Source organism: Embleya sp. NPDC005971, from assembly GCF_040629175.1.
In the GTDB taxonomy this organism is placed as follows: Bacteria; Actinomycetota; Actinomycetes; order Streptomycetales; family Streptomycetaceae; genus Embleya.
The window spans coordinates 63,477-78,961 of record NZ_JBEXUX010000019.1 but is presented as its reverse complement, the minus strand read 5'-3'; the positions used below and the strand labels follow the sequence as shown (position 1 = coordinate 78,961).

General features: G+C 72.0%; 13 protein-coding genes. 1 reads left to right on the top strand and 12 read right to left on the bottom strand.

Features of this window, described 5'->3' with window-relative positions:
- Positions 1-2: 2 nt before the first annotated feature.
- The 5 genes from hpaD to ABZ374_RS18850 all read right to left on the bottom strand — a co-directional run bounded on the left by hpaD (position 3) and on the right by ABZ374_RS18850 (position 6,010).
- Positions 3-1,124, bottom strand: a complete 1,122-nt coding sequence (gene hpaD, locus ABZ374_RS18870) for a 3,4-dihydroxyphenylacetate 2,3-dioxygenase (RefSeq protein WP_360312329.1) — start codon at positions 1,122-1,124, stop codon at positions 3-5.
- 127 nt (positions 1,125-1,251) lie between these two features.
- Positions 1,252-2,772 (bottom strand): 5-carboxymethyl-2-hydroxymuconate semialdehyde dehydrogenase, encoded by a 1,521-nt coding sequence (hpaE, locus tag ABZ374_RS18865; RefSeq protein WP_360312327.1) that lies wholly within the window; start codon positions 2,770-2,772, stop codon positions 1,252-1,254.
- The gene (dapA, locus tag ABZ374_RS18860) at positions 2,769-3,710 is read right to left on the bottom strand and encodes a 4-hydroxy-tetrahydrodipicolinate synthase (RefSeq protein ID WP_360312325.1); all 942 of its coding nucleotides are present in this window, start codon (positions 3,708-3,710) and stop codon (positions 2,769-2,771) included. Before dapA ends, hpaE begins: the two co-directional genes overlap by 4 nt.
- Positions 3,707-5,215, bottom strand: coding sequence for a fumarylacetoacetate hydrolase family protein (locus ABZ374_RS18855; protein WP_360312323.1), 1,509 nt, complete (start codon positions 5,213-5,215; stop codon positions 3,707-3,709). The genes dapA and ABZ374_RS18855 overlap by 4 nt, the downstream gene beginning before the upstream one ends.
- Before the next feature lie 483 nt (positions 5,216-5,698).
- The gene (locus ABZ374_RS18850) at positions 5,699-6,010 is read right to left on the bottom strand and encodes a chaplin (RefSeq protein WP_360312321.1); all 312 of its coding nucleotides are present in this window, start codon (positions 6,008-6,010) and stop codon (positions 5,699-5,701) included.
- Between the two features lie 189 nt (positions 6,011-6,199).
- Here ABZ374_RS18850 and ABZ374_RS18845 point away from each other — a divergent pair, with 189 nt between their 5' ends.
- Positions 6,200-7,423: a GNAT family N-acetyltransferase gene (locus ABZ374_RS18845; protein WP_360312319.1), complete on the top strand. Its 1,224-nt coding sequence runs from the start codon at positions 6,200-6,202 to the stop codon at positions 7,421-7,423.
- 81 nt (positions 7,424-7,504) lie between these two features.
- On the opposite strand, the gene ABZ374_RS18840 is transcribed toward ABZ374_RS18845, so the two are convergent.
- The 7 genes from ABZ374_RS18840 to ABZ374_RS18810 all read right to left on the bottom strand — a co-directional run bounded on the left by ABZ374_RS18840 (position 7,505) and on the right by ABZ374_RS18810 (position 15,454).
- Positions 7,505-8,758, bottom strand: coding sequence for a Gfo/Idh/MocA family oxidoreductase (locus ABZ374_RS18840; protein WP_360312317.1), 1,254 nt, complete (start codon positions 8,756-8,758; stop codon positions 7,505-7,507).
- A 4-nt stretch (positions 8,759-8,762) separates the two neighbouring features.
- Positions 8,763-10,073, bottom strand: a complete 1,311-nt coding sequence (locus tag ABZ374_RS18835) for an alpha-glucosidase/alpha-galactosidase (protein WP_360312316.1) — start codon at positions 10,071-10,073, stop codon at positions 8,763-8,765.
- The gene (locus ABZ374_RS18830; protein WP_360312314.1) at positions 10,073-11,041 is read right to left on the bottom strand and encodes a carbohydrate kinase family protein; all 969 of its coding nucleotides are present in this window, start codon (positions 11,039-11,041) and stop codon (positions 10,073-10,075) included. The genes ABZ374_RS18835 and ABZ374_RS18830 overlap by 1 nt, the downstream gene beginning before the upstream one ends.
- Positions 11,042-11,126: 85 nt before the next feature.
- Positions 11,127-12,017: a carbohydrate ABC transporter permease gene (locus ABZ374_RS18825; RefSeq protein ID WP_360312312.1), complete on the bottom strand. Its 891-nt coding sequence runs from the start codon at positions 12,015-12,017 to the stop codon at positions 11,127-11,129.
- On the bottom strand, positions 12,014-12,964 hold the full coding sequence (locus ABZ374_RS18820; RefSeq protein WP_360312310.1) for a sugar ABC transporter permease: 951 nt from the start codon (positions 12,962-12,964) through the stop codon (positions 12,014-12,016). The genes ABZ374_RS18825 and ABZ374_RS18820 overlap by 4 nt, the downstream gene beginning before the upstream one ends.
- A 10-nt stretch (positions 12,965-12,974) precedes the next feature.
- Positions 12,975-14,291, bottom strand: a complete 1,317-nt coding sequence (locus tag ABZ374_RS18815; protein WP_360312308.1) for an extracellular solute-binding protein — start codon at positions 14,289-14,291, stop codon at positions 12,975-12,977.
- Between the two features lie 272 nt (positions 14,292-14,563).
- Positions 14,564-15,454, bottom strand: a complete 891-nt coding sequence (locus ABZ374_RS18810) for an endo alpha-1,4 polygalactosaminidase (protein WP_360312474.1) — start codon at positions 15,452-15,454, stop codon at positions 14,564-14,566.
- Positions 15,455-15,485 lie beyond the last annotated feature (31 nt).

Here is a 15,485-nt window from a genome sequence, read left to right as displayed (position 1 = left end):
ACTCAGAGCTGCGACCCGATCCGGAATCCGTCGCCGGCCGCGTCCCGCGCGAAGGAGAAACCGTCGGCGCCGACGGTCACGTCCGCCTCGTGGTTCTCCTGCCGGGCCAACACCGGTTGCGGGCTCCCGGCCAGGTCCAGGACGGGGGACGCCTCGGCGTACCAGGACGGCACCACCGGGTTGCCCCACCAGTCCCGGCGCTGGTTGTCCCGCACGTCCCAGGACAACACCGGGTGGTCGGGGTCTCCCGTGTAGTAGTCGGTCGTGTAGATCTCCACCCGATGCAGGTCGGGATCGCGCACGTAGACGTAGAACGCGTTGGAGACCCCGTGCCGCCCCGGTCCGCGCTCGATGTGCGCGGACCGGCGGCGCGCGCCGAGCAGGTCGCACACGTGCAGCACCTGGCCGCGTTCGTGCGTGCTGAACGCGATGTGGTGGAGCCGCGGCCCGTCGCCGCCGGTCAGCGCGATGTCGTGCACGGTGTCCTTGCGATGCAGCCAGGACGCGTACAACGTCTCGTCCTCGCCGCGGATGTCCTCGGTCACCCGAAAACCCAGGTCGCGGTAGTAGCGTTCGGCCCGCGCCACGTCCGGCACCACGATGTTGAAGTGGTCCAGCCGGGCGATCGCGCCCGCACCGTGCAGGTCGTAGCGCTGATGCAGGCGTGGCACGTGCTCGGCCTCGTAGAAGAACTCCAGCGGGAACCCCAGCGGGTCCAGCACCCGTACGGCCGGCCCGATGCCCCGGGTGGCGCCCGCCGCCCGGCGCTCCACCGGCACGCCCAGCGCCCGGTAGTAGCGCTCGGCGACGTCGACCTCCCCCGGTGCGCGCACCCGGTACGCCAGCGCGGCCAGGGCGCCGGACGCGCCGCGCCGGAGCACCAACGAATGGTGCAGGTACTCCTCGAAGGCGCGCAGATACACCGCGTCCTCGTCCTCGTGGGTGACCACCAACCCCAGCAGGTCGACGTAGAACTCCCGGGACGCGGCCAGGTCGGTGACCACCAGCTCGGCGTACGCGGCGCGCACGATGTCCGGGCACGGCAACGGTCCGGGTTCGGGGGCGGACCCGCCGGGGCGGGTGGTGGGCAGCGGCGGCAGGGGCGGAACGGACGGAGTGGGCATCGGACTCTCCTCCTGTTCGAGGCACCGGATCCGGCCGGCGCGGGCGGGCCCGGTCACCCGGGTCCGATTCGGAAACTAGTGCCCGGCCCCGGGCCGGGGCTATGGTTCGAGCGCACGGGGTGCCACGTCACGCGGCACCGAACCGGGCGGTGTGCAGCGGTGCCATGGCCACGTGCACCGCCTGCTGGGACGTGTAGAAGTCGATCGAGCGGTAGCCGCCCTCGTGACCCAGCCCCGAAGCCTTGATCCCGCCGAACGGAGTGCGCAGATCGCGCACGTTGTGCGAGTTGATCCACACCATGCCGGACTCGACGCTGTGCGCCACCCGGTGCGCCCGGCGCAGATCGTTGGTCCATACGTAGCCGGCCAGGCCGTAGGGGACCGCATTGGCCAGTTCGATCGCCTCGGCCTCGTCCGTGAACGGGGTCAGCGCCACCACCGGTCCGAAGATCTCCTCCTGGAAGATCCGCGCGTCGGCCGGCACATCGCAAAAGACGGTCGGCGCCAGGTAGTTGCCGACCGGCAGGTGCGCGGGCCGGGTGCCGCCCGCGACCAGCCGCGCCTCGCGTCGGCCCGTCTCGACGTAGGCGAGGACCCGTTCGTAGTGCTCGGGGTGCACCAGTGCGCCCACCTCGGTGGCCGGATCCTGCGGCGGGCCCACCACGATGCGCTCGGCCCGGGCGGCGAACCGCTCGACGAACTCGTCGTAGACGGCGCGTTGCACCAGGATCCGCGAACCGGCGGTGCAGCGCTCGCCGTTGAGCGAGAACACGCCGAACAGCGCGGCATCGATCGCCTCGTCCAGGTCGGCGTCGGCGAACACGATCACCGGGGACTTGCCGCCGAGTTCCATCGACAGGCCCTTGAGGTGCCGGGCGGCGGAGCCGAAGATGGTCCGGCCGGTGGTGGTCTCGCCGGTGAACGAGATCAGTGGCACGTCCGGGTGCTCGACCAGGGCCGCGCCCGCCTCCTCGCCGATCCCGCCGACCAGGTTGAACACGCCCTGCGGCAGGCCCGCCTCGGTCAGGATGTCCGCCCACAAGGACGCGGACAACGGGGTGAATTCGGCCGGCTTGAGCACCACCGTGCAGCCGGACGCGAGCGCCGGCGCGAGCTTCCACGACTCCAGCATGAACGGCGTGTTCCACGGCGTGATCAGCCCGGCGACGCCGATCGGCCGGCGATTGACGTAGTTGAGCTGGCGACCGGGCACCTGGTACGCCTCGTCGGTCTGACCGACGATCAGGTCCGCGAAGAAGCGGAAGTTCTCCGCCGCGCGCTGCGCCTGGCCCAGTGCCTGGGTGATCGGCAGGCCGGTGTCGAAGGTCTCCAACTCGGCCAGTCGCGCGTCCCGGCGCTCGACCTCGTCGGCGATGCGGTTCAGCACCCGGGCCCGGTCCTTGGCGGGCAGGTGCGGCCACGGCCCCGCGGTGAACGCACGGCGGGCGGCGGCGACGGCGGCGTCCACATCGGCGGCCTTGCCCGCCGCGGCGGTGGCGTAGGGCAGGTTGGACGCGGGTGCGCAGACCTCGAAGGTGGCGCCGTCCAACGAGTCGACGTGCCGGCCGTCGATGAAGTGGCGCAACCGGGTCGGCAGCGCGGTGGGCACCCCGGAGTGCTCGACGGGCGTCGTCGTGGTGGTGCTCATATGGCTTCTTCTCCAAGGGCGGGGTCGGTCAGCAGTTCGAGTCGGCTCTCGGCCAGGGCGGTCACCCGCGCCCGGCCGCTTTCGGACAGCGGCAGCAGCGGCGGCCGGACGAAGTCGGAGCCGATCAGGCCGCGTCGGTGCATCAACCACTTGGCCGGCGCCGGGTTGGTCTCGACGAACAGCAGGTCCACCAACGGCTGTACCGCGTAGTGCAGTTCGCGGGCCCGGCCCAGGTCACCCGCCTGGTAGGCCTCGTACATCCCCGCGACCGCGCGCGGGGCGATGTTGGCGAGTGCGGAGACGAAGCCCGCGCCGCCCAGGGTGAGTACCGGCAGACACAACAGCTCGATGCCGGACCACACCAGCAACTCGGGACCGGCCGCCTCGATCACCCGGGAGAAGTGCTCGAAGTCCTTGGTGGTCTCCTTGATGCCGACGATGTTCTCGTGTGCCCGGAAGAGTCGGGCCACGGTCTGCGGGTCGATCTCCACGGCGGTTCGACTCGGCACGTTGTAGATCACCACGGGCAGGTCCGGATACTCGCGGGCGACCGTCGAGTACCACGTGAACAGCGCCTCCTGGGTGGGGCGCGCGTAGTACGGCGTGATGATCAGCACCGCGTCGGCGCCCGCGTCCCGGGCGATCCCGGTCAGCTCCAGGGTCTCGTCCAACTTGGTCGATCCGGTGCCCGGCAGGAACGGCACCCGGTCGTCGATCTCGGCGGCGACCACCCGGATCGCCTCGGCGCGCTCGGCCAGGGTCTGTGCGGACGGCTCGCCGGTGGAGCCGCCGAGCGAGATGCCGTGCGAGCCCGCCGCGAGCTGCCAGCGGACCAGGCGGCGCAGCGCGGCGTGGTCGACCGCGCCCGTCGCGGTGAAGGGGGTGACCAGCGGGGCGATCGAGCCGCAGATCAGGGACGGGTCGGCGCGGTACTTCATCGGTGCTCCTCGCGAGGGGTGGTCGGGGCGATGGATGCGGAGACGGGCTCGGGGTCGGTCGCGGCCCACGCGCGGTAGGCGGGTTCCCAGTCCGGACCCAGCGGGTACAGGCCGGCCAACCCGGCGCCGGCCGCGACCTGTTCGGCGATGAACCGCTCGCGGGACTCCTGCTCCTCGGCGTCTCGGACCACCTCGGCGACCAGCGCGGGCGGGATGACCACGGCGCCGTCGTCGTCGGCGACCACGACGTCGCCGACCTGGACGGTGGCGCCGCCGCAGGCGATCGTGACGTCGGTGTCCCAGGGCACGTGCCGGCGGCCGAGCACGGCGGGATGGGTGCCGGCGGCCAGCACGGGCAGGCCCAGTGCGGCCACGGCGGCGCTGTCGCGCACGGCGCCGTCGGTGATGATGCCCGCGGCGCCCAGGGTCTTGGCGCGCAGCGCGAGGATGTCGCCCAGCGTGCCGGCGACGGTTCGGCCGCGGGCCTCCATCACCAGGACCTGGCCGGGTTCGAGCGAGTCGACGGCACGTTTTTGCGCGTTGAAGCCGCCGCCGTGGGTGGCGAACAGGTCCTTGCGGAACGGGACGAAGCGCAACGTGCGGGCGGTGCCGACCAGGCGGGTGCCCGGGGTCAGCGCGCGCACGCCGTCGATGCTGACGGTGTCGAAGCCGCGGGCGCGCAGTTGCACGCTGAGCGTGGCCACGGCGACGCGGGCGAGGCGGGCGCGCAGGTCGTCCGTGAGCACGCCGGGGGCGGTGGTCCCGGCGGCGTCGGCCGATTCCGGGCGGATGCCGGTGGCGTCCGCGCGGGTGGCCGGGTCCACCCTGGGTGGGGAGCCCCAGGCGGGGAGTACGGGGCCGGCGACCACGTCGGTGCGCAGCCGGCCGGTGTTGTGGGCGGGGTGGTCCAGGCTGTCCACCTCGACCTCGATCCGCTGGCCCACCTCGGCCACCGAGGCACCGGCGGGGGTGCCGGTCAGGATGACGTCGCCGACCTCCAGGGTGAGCAGCCGGGACAGGTCCGCGATCAACTCGGCGAAGCCGAACAGCAGCGTCGCGGTGGTGTCCTCCTGGACCAGGGCCCCGTCCAGCCAGGTGCGCACGCGCAGCGCCTCGGGGCGCAGGTCGGCCGCCGGCAGCAGGGTCGGCCCGAGCGGGGTGAACCCGTCGCCGCCCTTGGCCCGGACGTTGGATCCGAGGTCCGCGTAGCGCAGGTCGTACAGCCCCAGGTCGTTCGCCGCGGTCACCCAGCCGACGTGCGCCCAGGCCCGGGCGGGGGACACGCGATGTGCGGCGCGGCCGATCACGAGGGCTATCTCGCCCTCGAAGCCCAGCAGTTCGACCCCGGTCGGCCGCTCGACCGGGCCGGATCCGGTGAGCGAGCTGCTCGGTTTGAGGAAGTACGAGGCGTGGTCGGGGACCCGCCCGCGTTGCCGGGCGCGGGAGGGATAGTTGAGGTGTACGGCCAGCACTTTGCCGGGTCGCCGTCCCGTCGATGCGGTCACCGCGTCATGCGTCACTCCGCCACCCCTTTGCGCCTTGGATCAGCGATGCCATCTCGGAACGTATATGATTCCGGATAGAATAATAGAGGTGATCTCGGTTCCACTGTCAACCGTTGCGACGGGCACGCTTGTTCGGCCGACCCGGTGGCCTGCGGACGAACGCCCTTCCGGCGGAGCGGTGTTGCGGTGCCGGCACGGGGAGGGCGGCCGGGTGAGGGTCCGGAGAGGGGGCGGCCGAGGGCTTGCGCCGCAGCGCCGTGCCGAGCTCGGCACGGGTCGGTCGGCCGCTGCCGCTCGTCGGGGTGTGGTGATGGTCACGCTCTTCGCCCGACGCGGTGATCCGGTGGTGCGCTCGGCGGCCATGCGCTCGCCGGCGGTTTCGGACGGCGGACAGGGCTCGGACAGCGGACAGGGGCTCCGCGGACACACACGCGGAGCCCCCGGGTCCCGGTCGGGGAGGAGGCCGAACCGGGGTATGACGGGTCAGCCGTGGTGGCCGCCGGCCGGGTCCGCGCCGTGGTGGCCGCCCTTGGCGTGGTCGTGGCCGTGGTCGCCGTCGAAGTTGCCGCAGAAGTTGCCGAACGTCGGGTTGAGGATGCCGACGATGTCGAGGGTGTTGCCGCAGATGTTGACCGGCACGTGGACCGGGATCTGCACGTTTAGGCCGGACGCCACACCGGGCGAGCCCACCGCGGCGCCGTCGGCGTCGGCGGCGGCACTCGCGGCACCGGCGCCGGCCATCACCAGGGCGGCGGTGCCGGCGGCCAGCACGGTTGCCTTCTTGAACGAGCTCACTTGGGTATCTCCGTATCGAACCTCGCGCCGCCCGGATGCGGCGCGTTCTCGTGGTGCAACGAGGCGAACCGGCGCGGGCAACCGGTCGGTGTCGACGTTCACCCGAACGCGGGTCGGTCCCGGTCGCGGGCGAGCGGGCGCTCCGAAACTCGATGGCCATGCGCCCACGACCGCATTAGCGTCACGACGGTGAGCCTCGACATCCGGGAGATCCCCGAAGAGCACCTGGACCGGATACTGGATCTGGCCGATCTGGCCTTCCACGAGAAGGAGTCGGCCGACAAACGCGAGCACTACCGCAAGGTGCTCACCGATTGCGACCGCATCGGTGCGTACGACGGCGCCACCCTGGTCGGCCAGATCGCCGCACATCGCTTCGAGCTGTCCGTGCCCGGCGGCGATCTGGCCTGCGCCGGGCTGGACTTCGTCGCCGTCGCGCCGACCCACCGCCGGCGCGGGCTGCTCGCGCGGATGATGGCCGAGCAGTGGCGCCGGTGCGCCGAGGCCGGCCAGGTGCTGTCCTGTCTGTGGGCCTCCGAGAACGCGATCTACGGCCGCTTCGGCTACGCGCCCGGGACGGAGGGCTACTCCGTCGAGATCGACAGCCGACGCCCGCTCGCGCTGCGGATCGCCCCGGATCCGCGCCCGCTGCGGCTGGTCGACGCGGCACAGGGACCGGCCCTGCTGGGTCCCGTCTACGACGCGGCGCGCGCGCTGCGCCCGGGTCGCTTCGCCCGGACCGAACAGTGGTGGGCCGAGAACGTACTGGCCTGGGACGAGGACGACGACGACTCGCCGGTGCGGATCGTGGTGCTCGGCGAGGACGGCGCCGTCCCGGCCGGATACGCCATCTACCACGTCGAGTCCGGCAACGCCGCGACCGATGCGCCGCGTATGGTCCAGGTACAGGAACTGGAGGCGGACAGCGCCCCGGTGGCCGCCGCGCTGTGGCACTACCTTGCCTCGATCGACCTGACCGGCAAGGTGGCGGCCTGGGTTCGACCGCCGGACGATCCGCTGTTGCTGTTCGCCGCGGATCGGGACCAGGTGCGGGTGACCAGGCAGTTCCCGGCGTTGTGGATCCGGCTGGTGGACGTGCGCGGCGCGCTGACGGCACGATCGTGGGCGGCGCCGGTCGATCTGGTCCTGGAGGTCCGCGACGGGGCGGTGCCCGGCAACGACGGCAGGTTCCGCCTCACCGCCGGCCCCGACGGCGCGACCTGCACGCCGACCGAGGACCCGGCCGAACTCACCCTGGACGTACGCGAACTCTCGGCCGGCTACCTCGGCGGCACCCCGGTGGCCCGGCTGGTGGCGGCGGGACTGGTGGCGGAACACGTCCCGGGTGCGGCGGCCCGGCTGGACGCGGCGCTGCGCACGGACCTGCTGCCGTTCGCCCACGAGGACTACTGAGCCCACGCGCGGCGATGCCGTCGGTTCCCGGTCCGCCCGCCCGCGTGGATCGGCCGGGCGGACCGGCGGCGACGCCCCCGGTCAGGGGGGCGCCGCCACCCCCGAGGGCGGGCCGGGCGGTTCGCTCTGATGCGCGGTGAAGTAGCGCACCAGGTCCGGATCCAACGGCGGGACCACGGTGCGCACACCCCCCGCCCGCAGCGAGGCGGTGGCGGCGACGCCCGCGGCCACCGCCTCGCGGGCGGCGATCGGCGACGTGCGGGTGGGCCCGCCCTCGACCGCGAAGCGCAGGAACTCCTCCACCAGGGCCCGGTCCGCGCCGCCGTGCAGGCCGCCGCCGCGCACCGACTCGCTGCGGTCGGCGTCCGCCCGGTAGCCGGAACGGCGCCGGTTCCACAACTTGATCGAGGGATGGGCGTCCTCCAGGCCGTCGCCGAAGTTCTCCAGCCGGCCCTCGTCGCCGATCACCGTGTAGTTGCGCCAGTAGTCGGGCGTGAAGTGGCACTGCTGGTAGCTGGCCAGGACGCCGTTGTCGAGCCGGGTGAGCATCATGCTGATGTCCTCGACATCGACGATCGGATTGAGCCCGGTCATCGCCGTCGGCGGCCACACCTCGGGCGCGAACCCGTCCTGGGCCCGAACCTCCTCCTCGACCCGGCCGCCCGCGTCCGGGCCGGCGCCGGCGAACACCGGCTCGCGCCGGGGGTTGCCGCCGTACACCGCCAGGTCGCCCATCGCGACCACGTCCCGGGACCAGCCGCCGGCCAACCAGTGGATCACGTCCAGGTCGTGCGCGCCCTTTTGCAGCAACAGGCCGGTGGTGCGCGCGCGTTCGGCGTGCCAGTCCTTGAAGTAGAAGTCGCCGCCGTGCCCGACGAAGTGCCGGCACCACACCGACCGGACCCGGCCGATCGCGCCCTCGTCGATCAACTCGCGCATCCGCCGCAACATCGGCAGATGGCGCAGGTTGTGCCCGACGTACAACCGGGTCCGCGACGCGCGGGCGGCGCGCAGCAGTCGGTCGCAGTCGGACAGCGTGATGGCCAGCGGTTTCTCCACGAACACCGGTACGCCGGCGGCGAGGAAGAACAGGGCGGGCTCGACGTGCCGATCGTCCGGGGTCAGCACGAAGACCGCGTCGAGTCGATCGTCGAGCATCCGTCGAAAGTCGGTGTGCACGGCGACGTCCGGCCCGAACAGGTCCACGGCGTACGCCCGACCGCGCGCGGCGGGGTCGGCGCAGGAGACCACCCGCGACCGACCCGGCCGATGCGCTTCGACGGCCAGGGCGGCCCGCTGCCCGACCCCGACCACGCCCACGCGCAGTTCGCTCATCGGATCAGTTCCCGAGCGTGGCGCGCAGCGCGGGCTGGAGCAGGTCGCCGTGGGCGCGGGCCATGTCGTCGCACAGGTCCCAGATGCGCTCGACCGGCAGCGCGGCGGCGGTGGCCGGGTCGGCCATCGCGGCGTGCCGGATGTGTCGCGGATCGTCCTCGAGGGCGGCGCGCACGACCAGGTCGTTCATGCTCAGGTAGGCGCGGTTGAGTGCGGCGCACTGTGCCGGCAGCGCGCCGACCCGGGTCGGCTGTACCCCCAACGCGTCGACCAGGCACGGGACTTCGACCACGCCGTCGGTGGGCAGGTTGTCGATCAGGCCGTGGTTGGGCACGTTGCCGTAGACCGTGCGCGGGGTGCCGGTGACGATGCTGTGGATGATCTGCGGTGCGTACTCCATGGTGGATTCGACCGGGACCGGGTCGCCGGCCGCCAGCGCCCGGCGGGTCTCCTCGTAGGCGGCCATGTTCTCGTCCACGATGCCGAGATAGGCGCCCACCGGCAGCCGCAGTCGGGTGATCTCGCTGTCGTGACCCAGGTACCAGGGCACGTACTCGCTGGAGTGCTCGCTCGTCTCGGTCGGGTAGTAGCCCAGCCGGCGGTACATGTCCACCCGTACCCGGCGCCGCAGTTCGCCGTCCCGGGCGATCAGCTCGTCCAGCTTCGGGTACAGGTCCGTGCCGTCGTGTTCGAAGCGCAGCACCCATGCCTGGTGGTTGACGCCGGCGGCGCGGTAGTCGATCTCCTCGTAGGGGATCCCGACCAGGTCCGCGAGGCCCTGCATGGTCCAGTAGACCGAGTGGCACAGGCCCACCACGCGGGTCAGGCCGGTGGCGCGGGTGAGGTAACCGACGTTCATCGCCATCGGGTTGGTGTAGTTCAGCAGCCAGGCGTTCGGGCAGATCTCGGCGATGTCCTCGCCGAGCGCCCGGAGCACCGGGAAGGTGCGCAGGGCGCGGAAGATGCCGCCGATGCCGAGGGTGTCGCCGATGGTCTGGCGCAGTCCGTAGCGGGCGGGCACCTCGAAGTCGGTGCGGGTGGCCTCGCGCATGCCGACCTGGATGATGTTGATCACGAAGTCGGCGCCGGCGAGCGCCTCGCGGCGGTCGAGGTGGGTGCTGATCCGCGGGTCCGCGCCGCGCTCGACGGCGATCAGCCGGGCCGCGCCCTGCGCGGTGGCCAGCCGCTCCGGGTCGATGTCGTGCAGCGCGATGTGTGCCTGCCGCAACTCGGGGAAGGCGAACAGGTCGGCGAGCAGCCCCTGGGTGAACACGACGCTGCCGGCGCCGACGAAAACGATCTTGGTGCGGGTCATCACTGGTTCTTTCCGTTGCGGGCGAGGGCTGCGACAGCCTCGTCCCAGGTGGGTTGGGCCGGGGTGCCGCCGTGCGCCCGGGTGGACAGGGCGCCGCACGCGGCGGCGAATTCGAGGGCTCGGGCGGGCGGTTCGCCGGCGAGCAGGGCGGCCAGGTAGCCGGCGTCGAAGCTGTCGCCGGCGCCGACGGTGTCCAGCGGCCGGGCCGCGATGCCCGCGGTGCGCAGCACGCGGCGACCGTCGTGCACGAAGGCGCCCGCGCCGCCGTCCTTGACCACCACCGACGGTCCGTGCGCGGCCAGTCGCGCGGCGGCCTCCTCGGTGGCGTCGGGGCCGGTGTCGGCGCCGAGTCGGGCCAGCGCCCTCGCCTCCTGGGCGTTGGGCAGCAGGATGTCGACGACGGGCAGGACGGCGGCGAGCCCGGTGGGGTCCCAGCGACCGGTCGGGTCGTCGTTGGTGTCCAGCGAGGTGCCGGCGCCGTGGGCGCGGGCGATGCCCAGCAACTCGGGCAGCGCCGCCGCGAGTCGGGGCATCAGGAAGTAGGACGCGGCGTGTACGTGTCTGCTGTGGGTGAGCAACTCCTCGGGTACGTCCTCGGGTCCGGTGTCGGCCAGGGTGCCGGCGGCGGTGAGGATGGCGCGGTCGCCGTCGCCGCGGGTGAGCACCGCGGTCAACGGCGTCGCCAGGTGCGGGTCGGTGCGCAGTGCGTCGGTGTGCACGCCCCGGGCGGTCAGCGCGGCGCGCACGAAACGGCCCGCGTCGTCGTCGCCGACCCGGCCGGCGATGGCCACGCGCAACCCGAGTCGGGCCGCGCCGCACGCGGTGATCGCGGCGGATCCGCCGAGGGTGAGCAGGCCGGTGGGCACGAGTTGTTCGCGTTGCCCGAAGGCCAACGGCTCGTCGAGGGGACCGAGGACGACGTCGGGATTGGCGTCGCCGATGACCAGCAGGTCGAAGGTGTGCGACATCGGGCTTCCTGTCGGTGGAGCGGGGTGGGTCGATCCGCAGGCGAGCGGCGGCTGTCCCCGGGAGGGTCGAACTCCCGTGACGGCGTCAGCCCTTGAGCCCGCTGGAGGTGATCGACTGGATGAACGCCTTCTGCGCGCCCAGGAAGGCCAGCAGGACCGGGAACACGGTGATCACGTTGCCCGCCATCACCGCCGCCCACTGGGTGTGGTGCTGGCCCTGGAAGGTGGTCAGGCCCAGTTGCAGGGTGTATTGGGTGTCGTGGTTGATCGCGATCAGCGGCCAGGTCAGGTCGTTCCAGGTGGTCAGGAAGGTGAGCACGGCGACGGTGCTCAACGCGGGCCGGGACAGCGGCAATACGATCAGGATCAGCACCCGCAACCGGGAACAGCCGTCGATCCAGGCGGCCTCCTCCAACTCCCGGGGCAGCGACAGGAAGAACTGCCGCAGCATGAACACCGCGAACGGCGTCACCAGGGACGGGATGATCAGCGCGCCGAGGGTGTCGATCAACCCGAGCCGCTTCATGATCAAAAAGGTCGGGATCATGGTGAGCTGGAACGGGATCGCCATCGTGGCCAGCATCGCCACCATCAGGGTGCGCGAACCCGCGAAGCGCATCCTGGCGAACGCGTAGCCGCCCAACGCCCCGAAGACCAGGTTCGAGGCCACCGCGACCGCCGAGACGATCAGCGAATTCATGAACCAGCGCGGGAACATCGCGTTGCCCAGGACGTAGCGGTAGCCGCCCAGATGGATCCCGGAGGGCCACAACGCCGGTGGGAACCGGTTGATCTCCGCGTTGGTCATCACCGAACTGAGCGCGAGCCACACCAGCGGCAACGCGAACAGCAGGGACAACGGCGCGAGCAGCAGATGCCACGGGCTGAACGGCAACAGTCGGCGCCGGCCCGGCGTGGGCCGCGCGGTGTCGCGCGCCCGGGTCGCCTCCACGGGTGCGGTGGTCGTTGCGGTCATCGTGTCGCCCCCTCGACGGTGACGGGCTTGCGGCCGCGCACGAACCGCATGCCCACCCCGATCACCAACAGGGCGACGGCGAGCACGTAGGCCGCCGCCGCGCCGTAGCCGGCGGTGAAGTTCTTGAACGCCTGCTCCCAGATGAAGTAGACGATGACGGTGGTCGAGCCCAACGGCCCGCCCTTGGTGGTCACATAGACCAGGTCGAAGACCTGGAGCGCCTGGATGGTCTGCCACAACAACAGGAAGACGGTGACCGGGGTGAGCGTGGGCAGCACCACGTGGCGCAGCAGTTGCCATCGCCCGGCGCCGTCGAGACGGGCCGCCTCCAGCAGTGACGGCGGCACGTCCTGGAGCGCCGCGAGGTAGATCACCACGCAGAATCCGGTACCGCTCCACACCGAGATCGCCACCAGCACCAACAGGGCCTGCCCGGGGTCGGTGAGGAAGCCCTGCCGCCCGATCCCCAACTCGTGCAGGACCGAGTTGGCCGCGCCGAACTCCGGATCCAGGATGAAGGAGAACAACACCCCCTGGGCCGTGGCCGAAATGACGAACGGCACGAAGATCAGCGTGCGATACACGCCCACCAGCCGGATCCGCCGGTTCAGCACCTGGGCCAGGAACAGCCCGAAGGCCATGCTCAGCGGTACGTACAACACCGTGTACAGCAGCGTGTTGCGCACGGCCTGGCCGAAGTTCGGATCCTGGGTCAGGGCGTCGTAGTTGTCCAGACCGACCCAGCGGCTGGGCGTGACCAGGTCGTCGGCCCGGAAGGAGAGCAGCAGCGACCAGACGAAGGGCACCACGCTCAGACCCAGGATGACCACGACGGCCGGAAGGATGTACGTCCAGGCGGTCGCCGACTCGCGCCGGCGTCTGCGGCGCAGCGTGCGCCGTTGTCGGTCCTGGTCCGAGAGCGTGAGTGGAGCGGGCAGTGATGACATGGAAGGCTCCTCAACGCGGGATCACGAGGGCGGCCCTGGCCGCGGCGGCGCAGCGGTTCAATGCCCGGGTCGGACTGCTCTTGCCGAGCAGCACGGAGACGATGGCCTCGCCCAGCGCCATCGAGATCTGTGGGTAGGCGGGATGCGCGGGACGCACGCGGGCGGTCTCCAGGGCGGTGGTGAACACGGCCAGGCCCTCGGTCCCCGCGGAGTGCTCGCGCCACTCGGGCCGCGCCTCGGCGGTCCGACTCAGCGGCAGGCTGCCGACCTCGGCGTCCCAGATCACGTCCTGATCCGGCTGGGCCAACCAGGACACGAACGTGCGTGCCGCCCGCACCCGGGCGTTGCCGTTGTCGAAGACCGTCCAGGTGTCCGGCGCGCAGATGGTCATCGGCCGTCCGCTGTAGCTGGGCAGCGGCACCACGTGGTAGTCGATCTCCGCCTGGGTGATGTCCGGGATCTGCCACGGGCCGGTCGCCACCATGCCCATCCGGCCGGACGCGAAGACCTGGTACATCTGCTCGCTGCCGGGCTTGGGGTCGAGGTAGACGCTCTTGCTCCGGGCCAGCGCCTCCACGGTCTCCAGCGCGCGCACCCCGACGTCCTTGAAGCCGATGTTGCGCCCGTCCGCGGCGACCACGTCGCCGCCCAGGTCCCACACCATCGGCCACAACCGCCACACGGTGTCCTCGTCGCCCACGCCCGGCCAGCCGGTGCCGAACACGCCGCGCCGCAGGTCGGTCAACCGCTGCGCCGTGGCCAGGAAGTCGTTCCAGGTCCAGCCCGGTTGCGGCAGCGGGAGGCCGGCGTCACGGAACAGGCGTTTGTTGCAGATGATCGCGAGCGCGTCCATCACGGCCGGGGCCGCGCGCACCTTGCCGTTGATCGTCACGGCCGCCCGGGCCGGTTCCCAGTAGTCGTCCCACGGTGTGGGGGAGGAGTGCACGCTCTCGCTCAGGTCGACCACCTTGGGACTGCGGGCGACCCCGGCCAGGTCGGAACCGAAGATGTAGGCGATGTCCGGGTAGGAACCGGCGGCGAGCGCGGCGGTGATCTTCTGCAACATCGCGTCGGCCGGCGCCCCGCCGCCGAGGTCGACCCGGATGCCCGACTGGGCGAGGTGGAACCTGTCCACCAGGGTCTTCAGGGCCGCGAGGCCGGTGTCGGTCTGGCCGTGCCACATCTCGATGGTGACGCGCCCGTCGGCACCCACACCGTCGTTCGTGCCGGCGCACGCGGACAGCGCCGCGGCGGCCGCGGCACCGGCGCCGACGCGCAGCACGCTGCGGCGGGAGAGACCCGCGGGATGGTGTCGGCCGAAAACCACTGGACCTCCAGGAGACTTCGAAACGTGCGAGGCGGACCCCGCGGTGCGCGCGGGCGCGCACCGGGTGAGGGAAGGGGCCACTCACGCCGGGGCGGATACGGATGCAGGCGGGGCCGCGTGGGGAAGCGGCGGGCACGGCCGGCCCCGGGACGCGGGTTGCCGACACCGGACGGGCGGGGCACACTCGCGACGGGTGCGCGCGGCGGACCGGACCCGCGGGCCCGGCGCCGAAGGGCGAACGAACGGTGCGCCGGGCCGCGGGCGGTGCGGGGTCAGCAGGTCTTGCGCAGGTACTTGCCGGCCCCGATCGGACTGACGTCGAGGTCACGGCGCACGATGCTCAGTTGCCCGCCCCACTTCGAGCAGGCGTTGGCCATGCCCTTGGCGGTGTACTCGATCACGATCACGTTGTTGCCGAAGTATTTCGTGTAGTCGTTGCACTCTTTCCACTCGCCGCATTCCTCGGCGACGGCGAAGTCGAGCCCCAGGGCCGTGCGGTGCTCGGCCAGGTCGGAGGTGTTCTTCTGCGCGATCGCCAGGCCGCGTCGGTGCGCGTGGGCGGAGAGCAGCGTGATGTAGTCGCGGGCGTTGTCGTCGGTGAGCAGGCCCTCGGAGCGGGTGTAGCTGTCGTAGTTGTCCGGCTCGACGGCCTGGAAGCCCTTGCTCGCGCATTCGTCGACCAGGGCGTTCACCTTCGCGGCGACCGCGGTGCGCTTGTCGGGGGTGCGCAGGTCGAGCAGGGCTTCCTTCCATTTGCCGTCGTAGACGATCGAGCCGTCCGAGCGGCGCAGCAACAGGTCGGCCGGCCAGTCGCCCTCCGCCTTGGGCTGGGCCTGGAAGGCGTTGACGTAACAGATGTTGTAGAGCCCGGGGGCCGGCGTGGCGCCGTGGTCGCGGGTGACCACCCGGACCCCGGTCGGCGGGGCGTAGGCGCCGCCGATCTGGTAGTCGAAGCCGGCGTGTGTCGGCGGCAGGGTGATCGCGCCGGCGTTCGCGTTCGCGGCGGTGGTCGTGCTCGCCGCGCCGGCCGCCCGGGTGCCGGCGCCCGGGTCGTTGCTCGCGTCGGCGGACGTCGAGAGGAACAGGGTGCCCGCGATCGCCGCGGTGGTCGCCGTGAGCGCGGCGAGGCGTCGGGCCGATCTGCGCGGGAGGAAGGTGTTCATCATCGAACTCCAGATGCGGAGGATACGTCCC

Excerpts from the sequence above, each read along its gene's own strand:
- hpaD (WP_360312329.1), bottom strand. The coding sequence starts at position 1,124 with ATGCCCACTCCGTCCGTTCCGCCCCTGCCGCCGCTGCCCACCACCCGC.
- hpaE (WP_360312327.1), bottom strand. The coding sequence starts at position 2,772 with ATGAGCACCACCACGACGACGCCCGTCGAGCACTCCGGGGTGCCCACC.
- dapA (WP_360312325.1), bottom strand. The coding sequence starts at position 3,710 with ATGAAGTACCGCGCCGACCCGTCCCTGATCTGCGGCTCGATCGCCCCG.
- ABZ374_RS18840 (WP_360312317.1), bottom strand. The coding sequence starts at position 8,758 with ATGAGCGAACTGCGCGTGGGCGTGGTCGGGGTCGGGCAGCGGGCCGCC.
- ABZ374_RS18835 (WP_360312316.1), bottom strand. The coding sequence starts at position 10,073 with ATGACCCGCACCAAGATCGTTTTCGTCGGCGCCGGCAGCGTCGTGTTC.
- ABZ374_RS18830 (WP_360312314.1), bottom strand. The coding sequence starts at position 11,041 with ATGTCGCACACCTTCGACCTGCTGGTCATCGGCGACGCCAATCCCGAC.
- ABZ374_RS18825 (WP_360312312.1), bottom strand. The coding sequence starts at position 12,017 with ATGACCGCAACGACCACCGCACCCGTGGAGGCGACCCGGGCGCGCGAC.
- ABZ374_RS18820 (WP_360312310.1), bottom strand. The coding sequence starts at position 12,964 with ATGTCATCACTGCCCGCTCCACTCACGCTCTCGGACCAGGACCGACAA.
- ABZ374_RS18810 (WP_360312474.1), bottom strand. The coding sequence starts at position 15,454 with ATGAACACCTTCCTCCCGCGCAGATCGGCCCGACGCCTCGCCGCGCTC.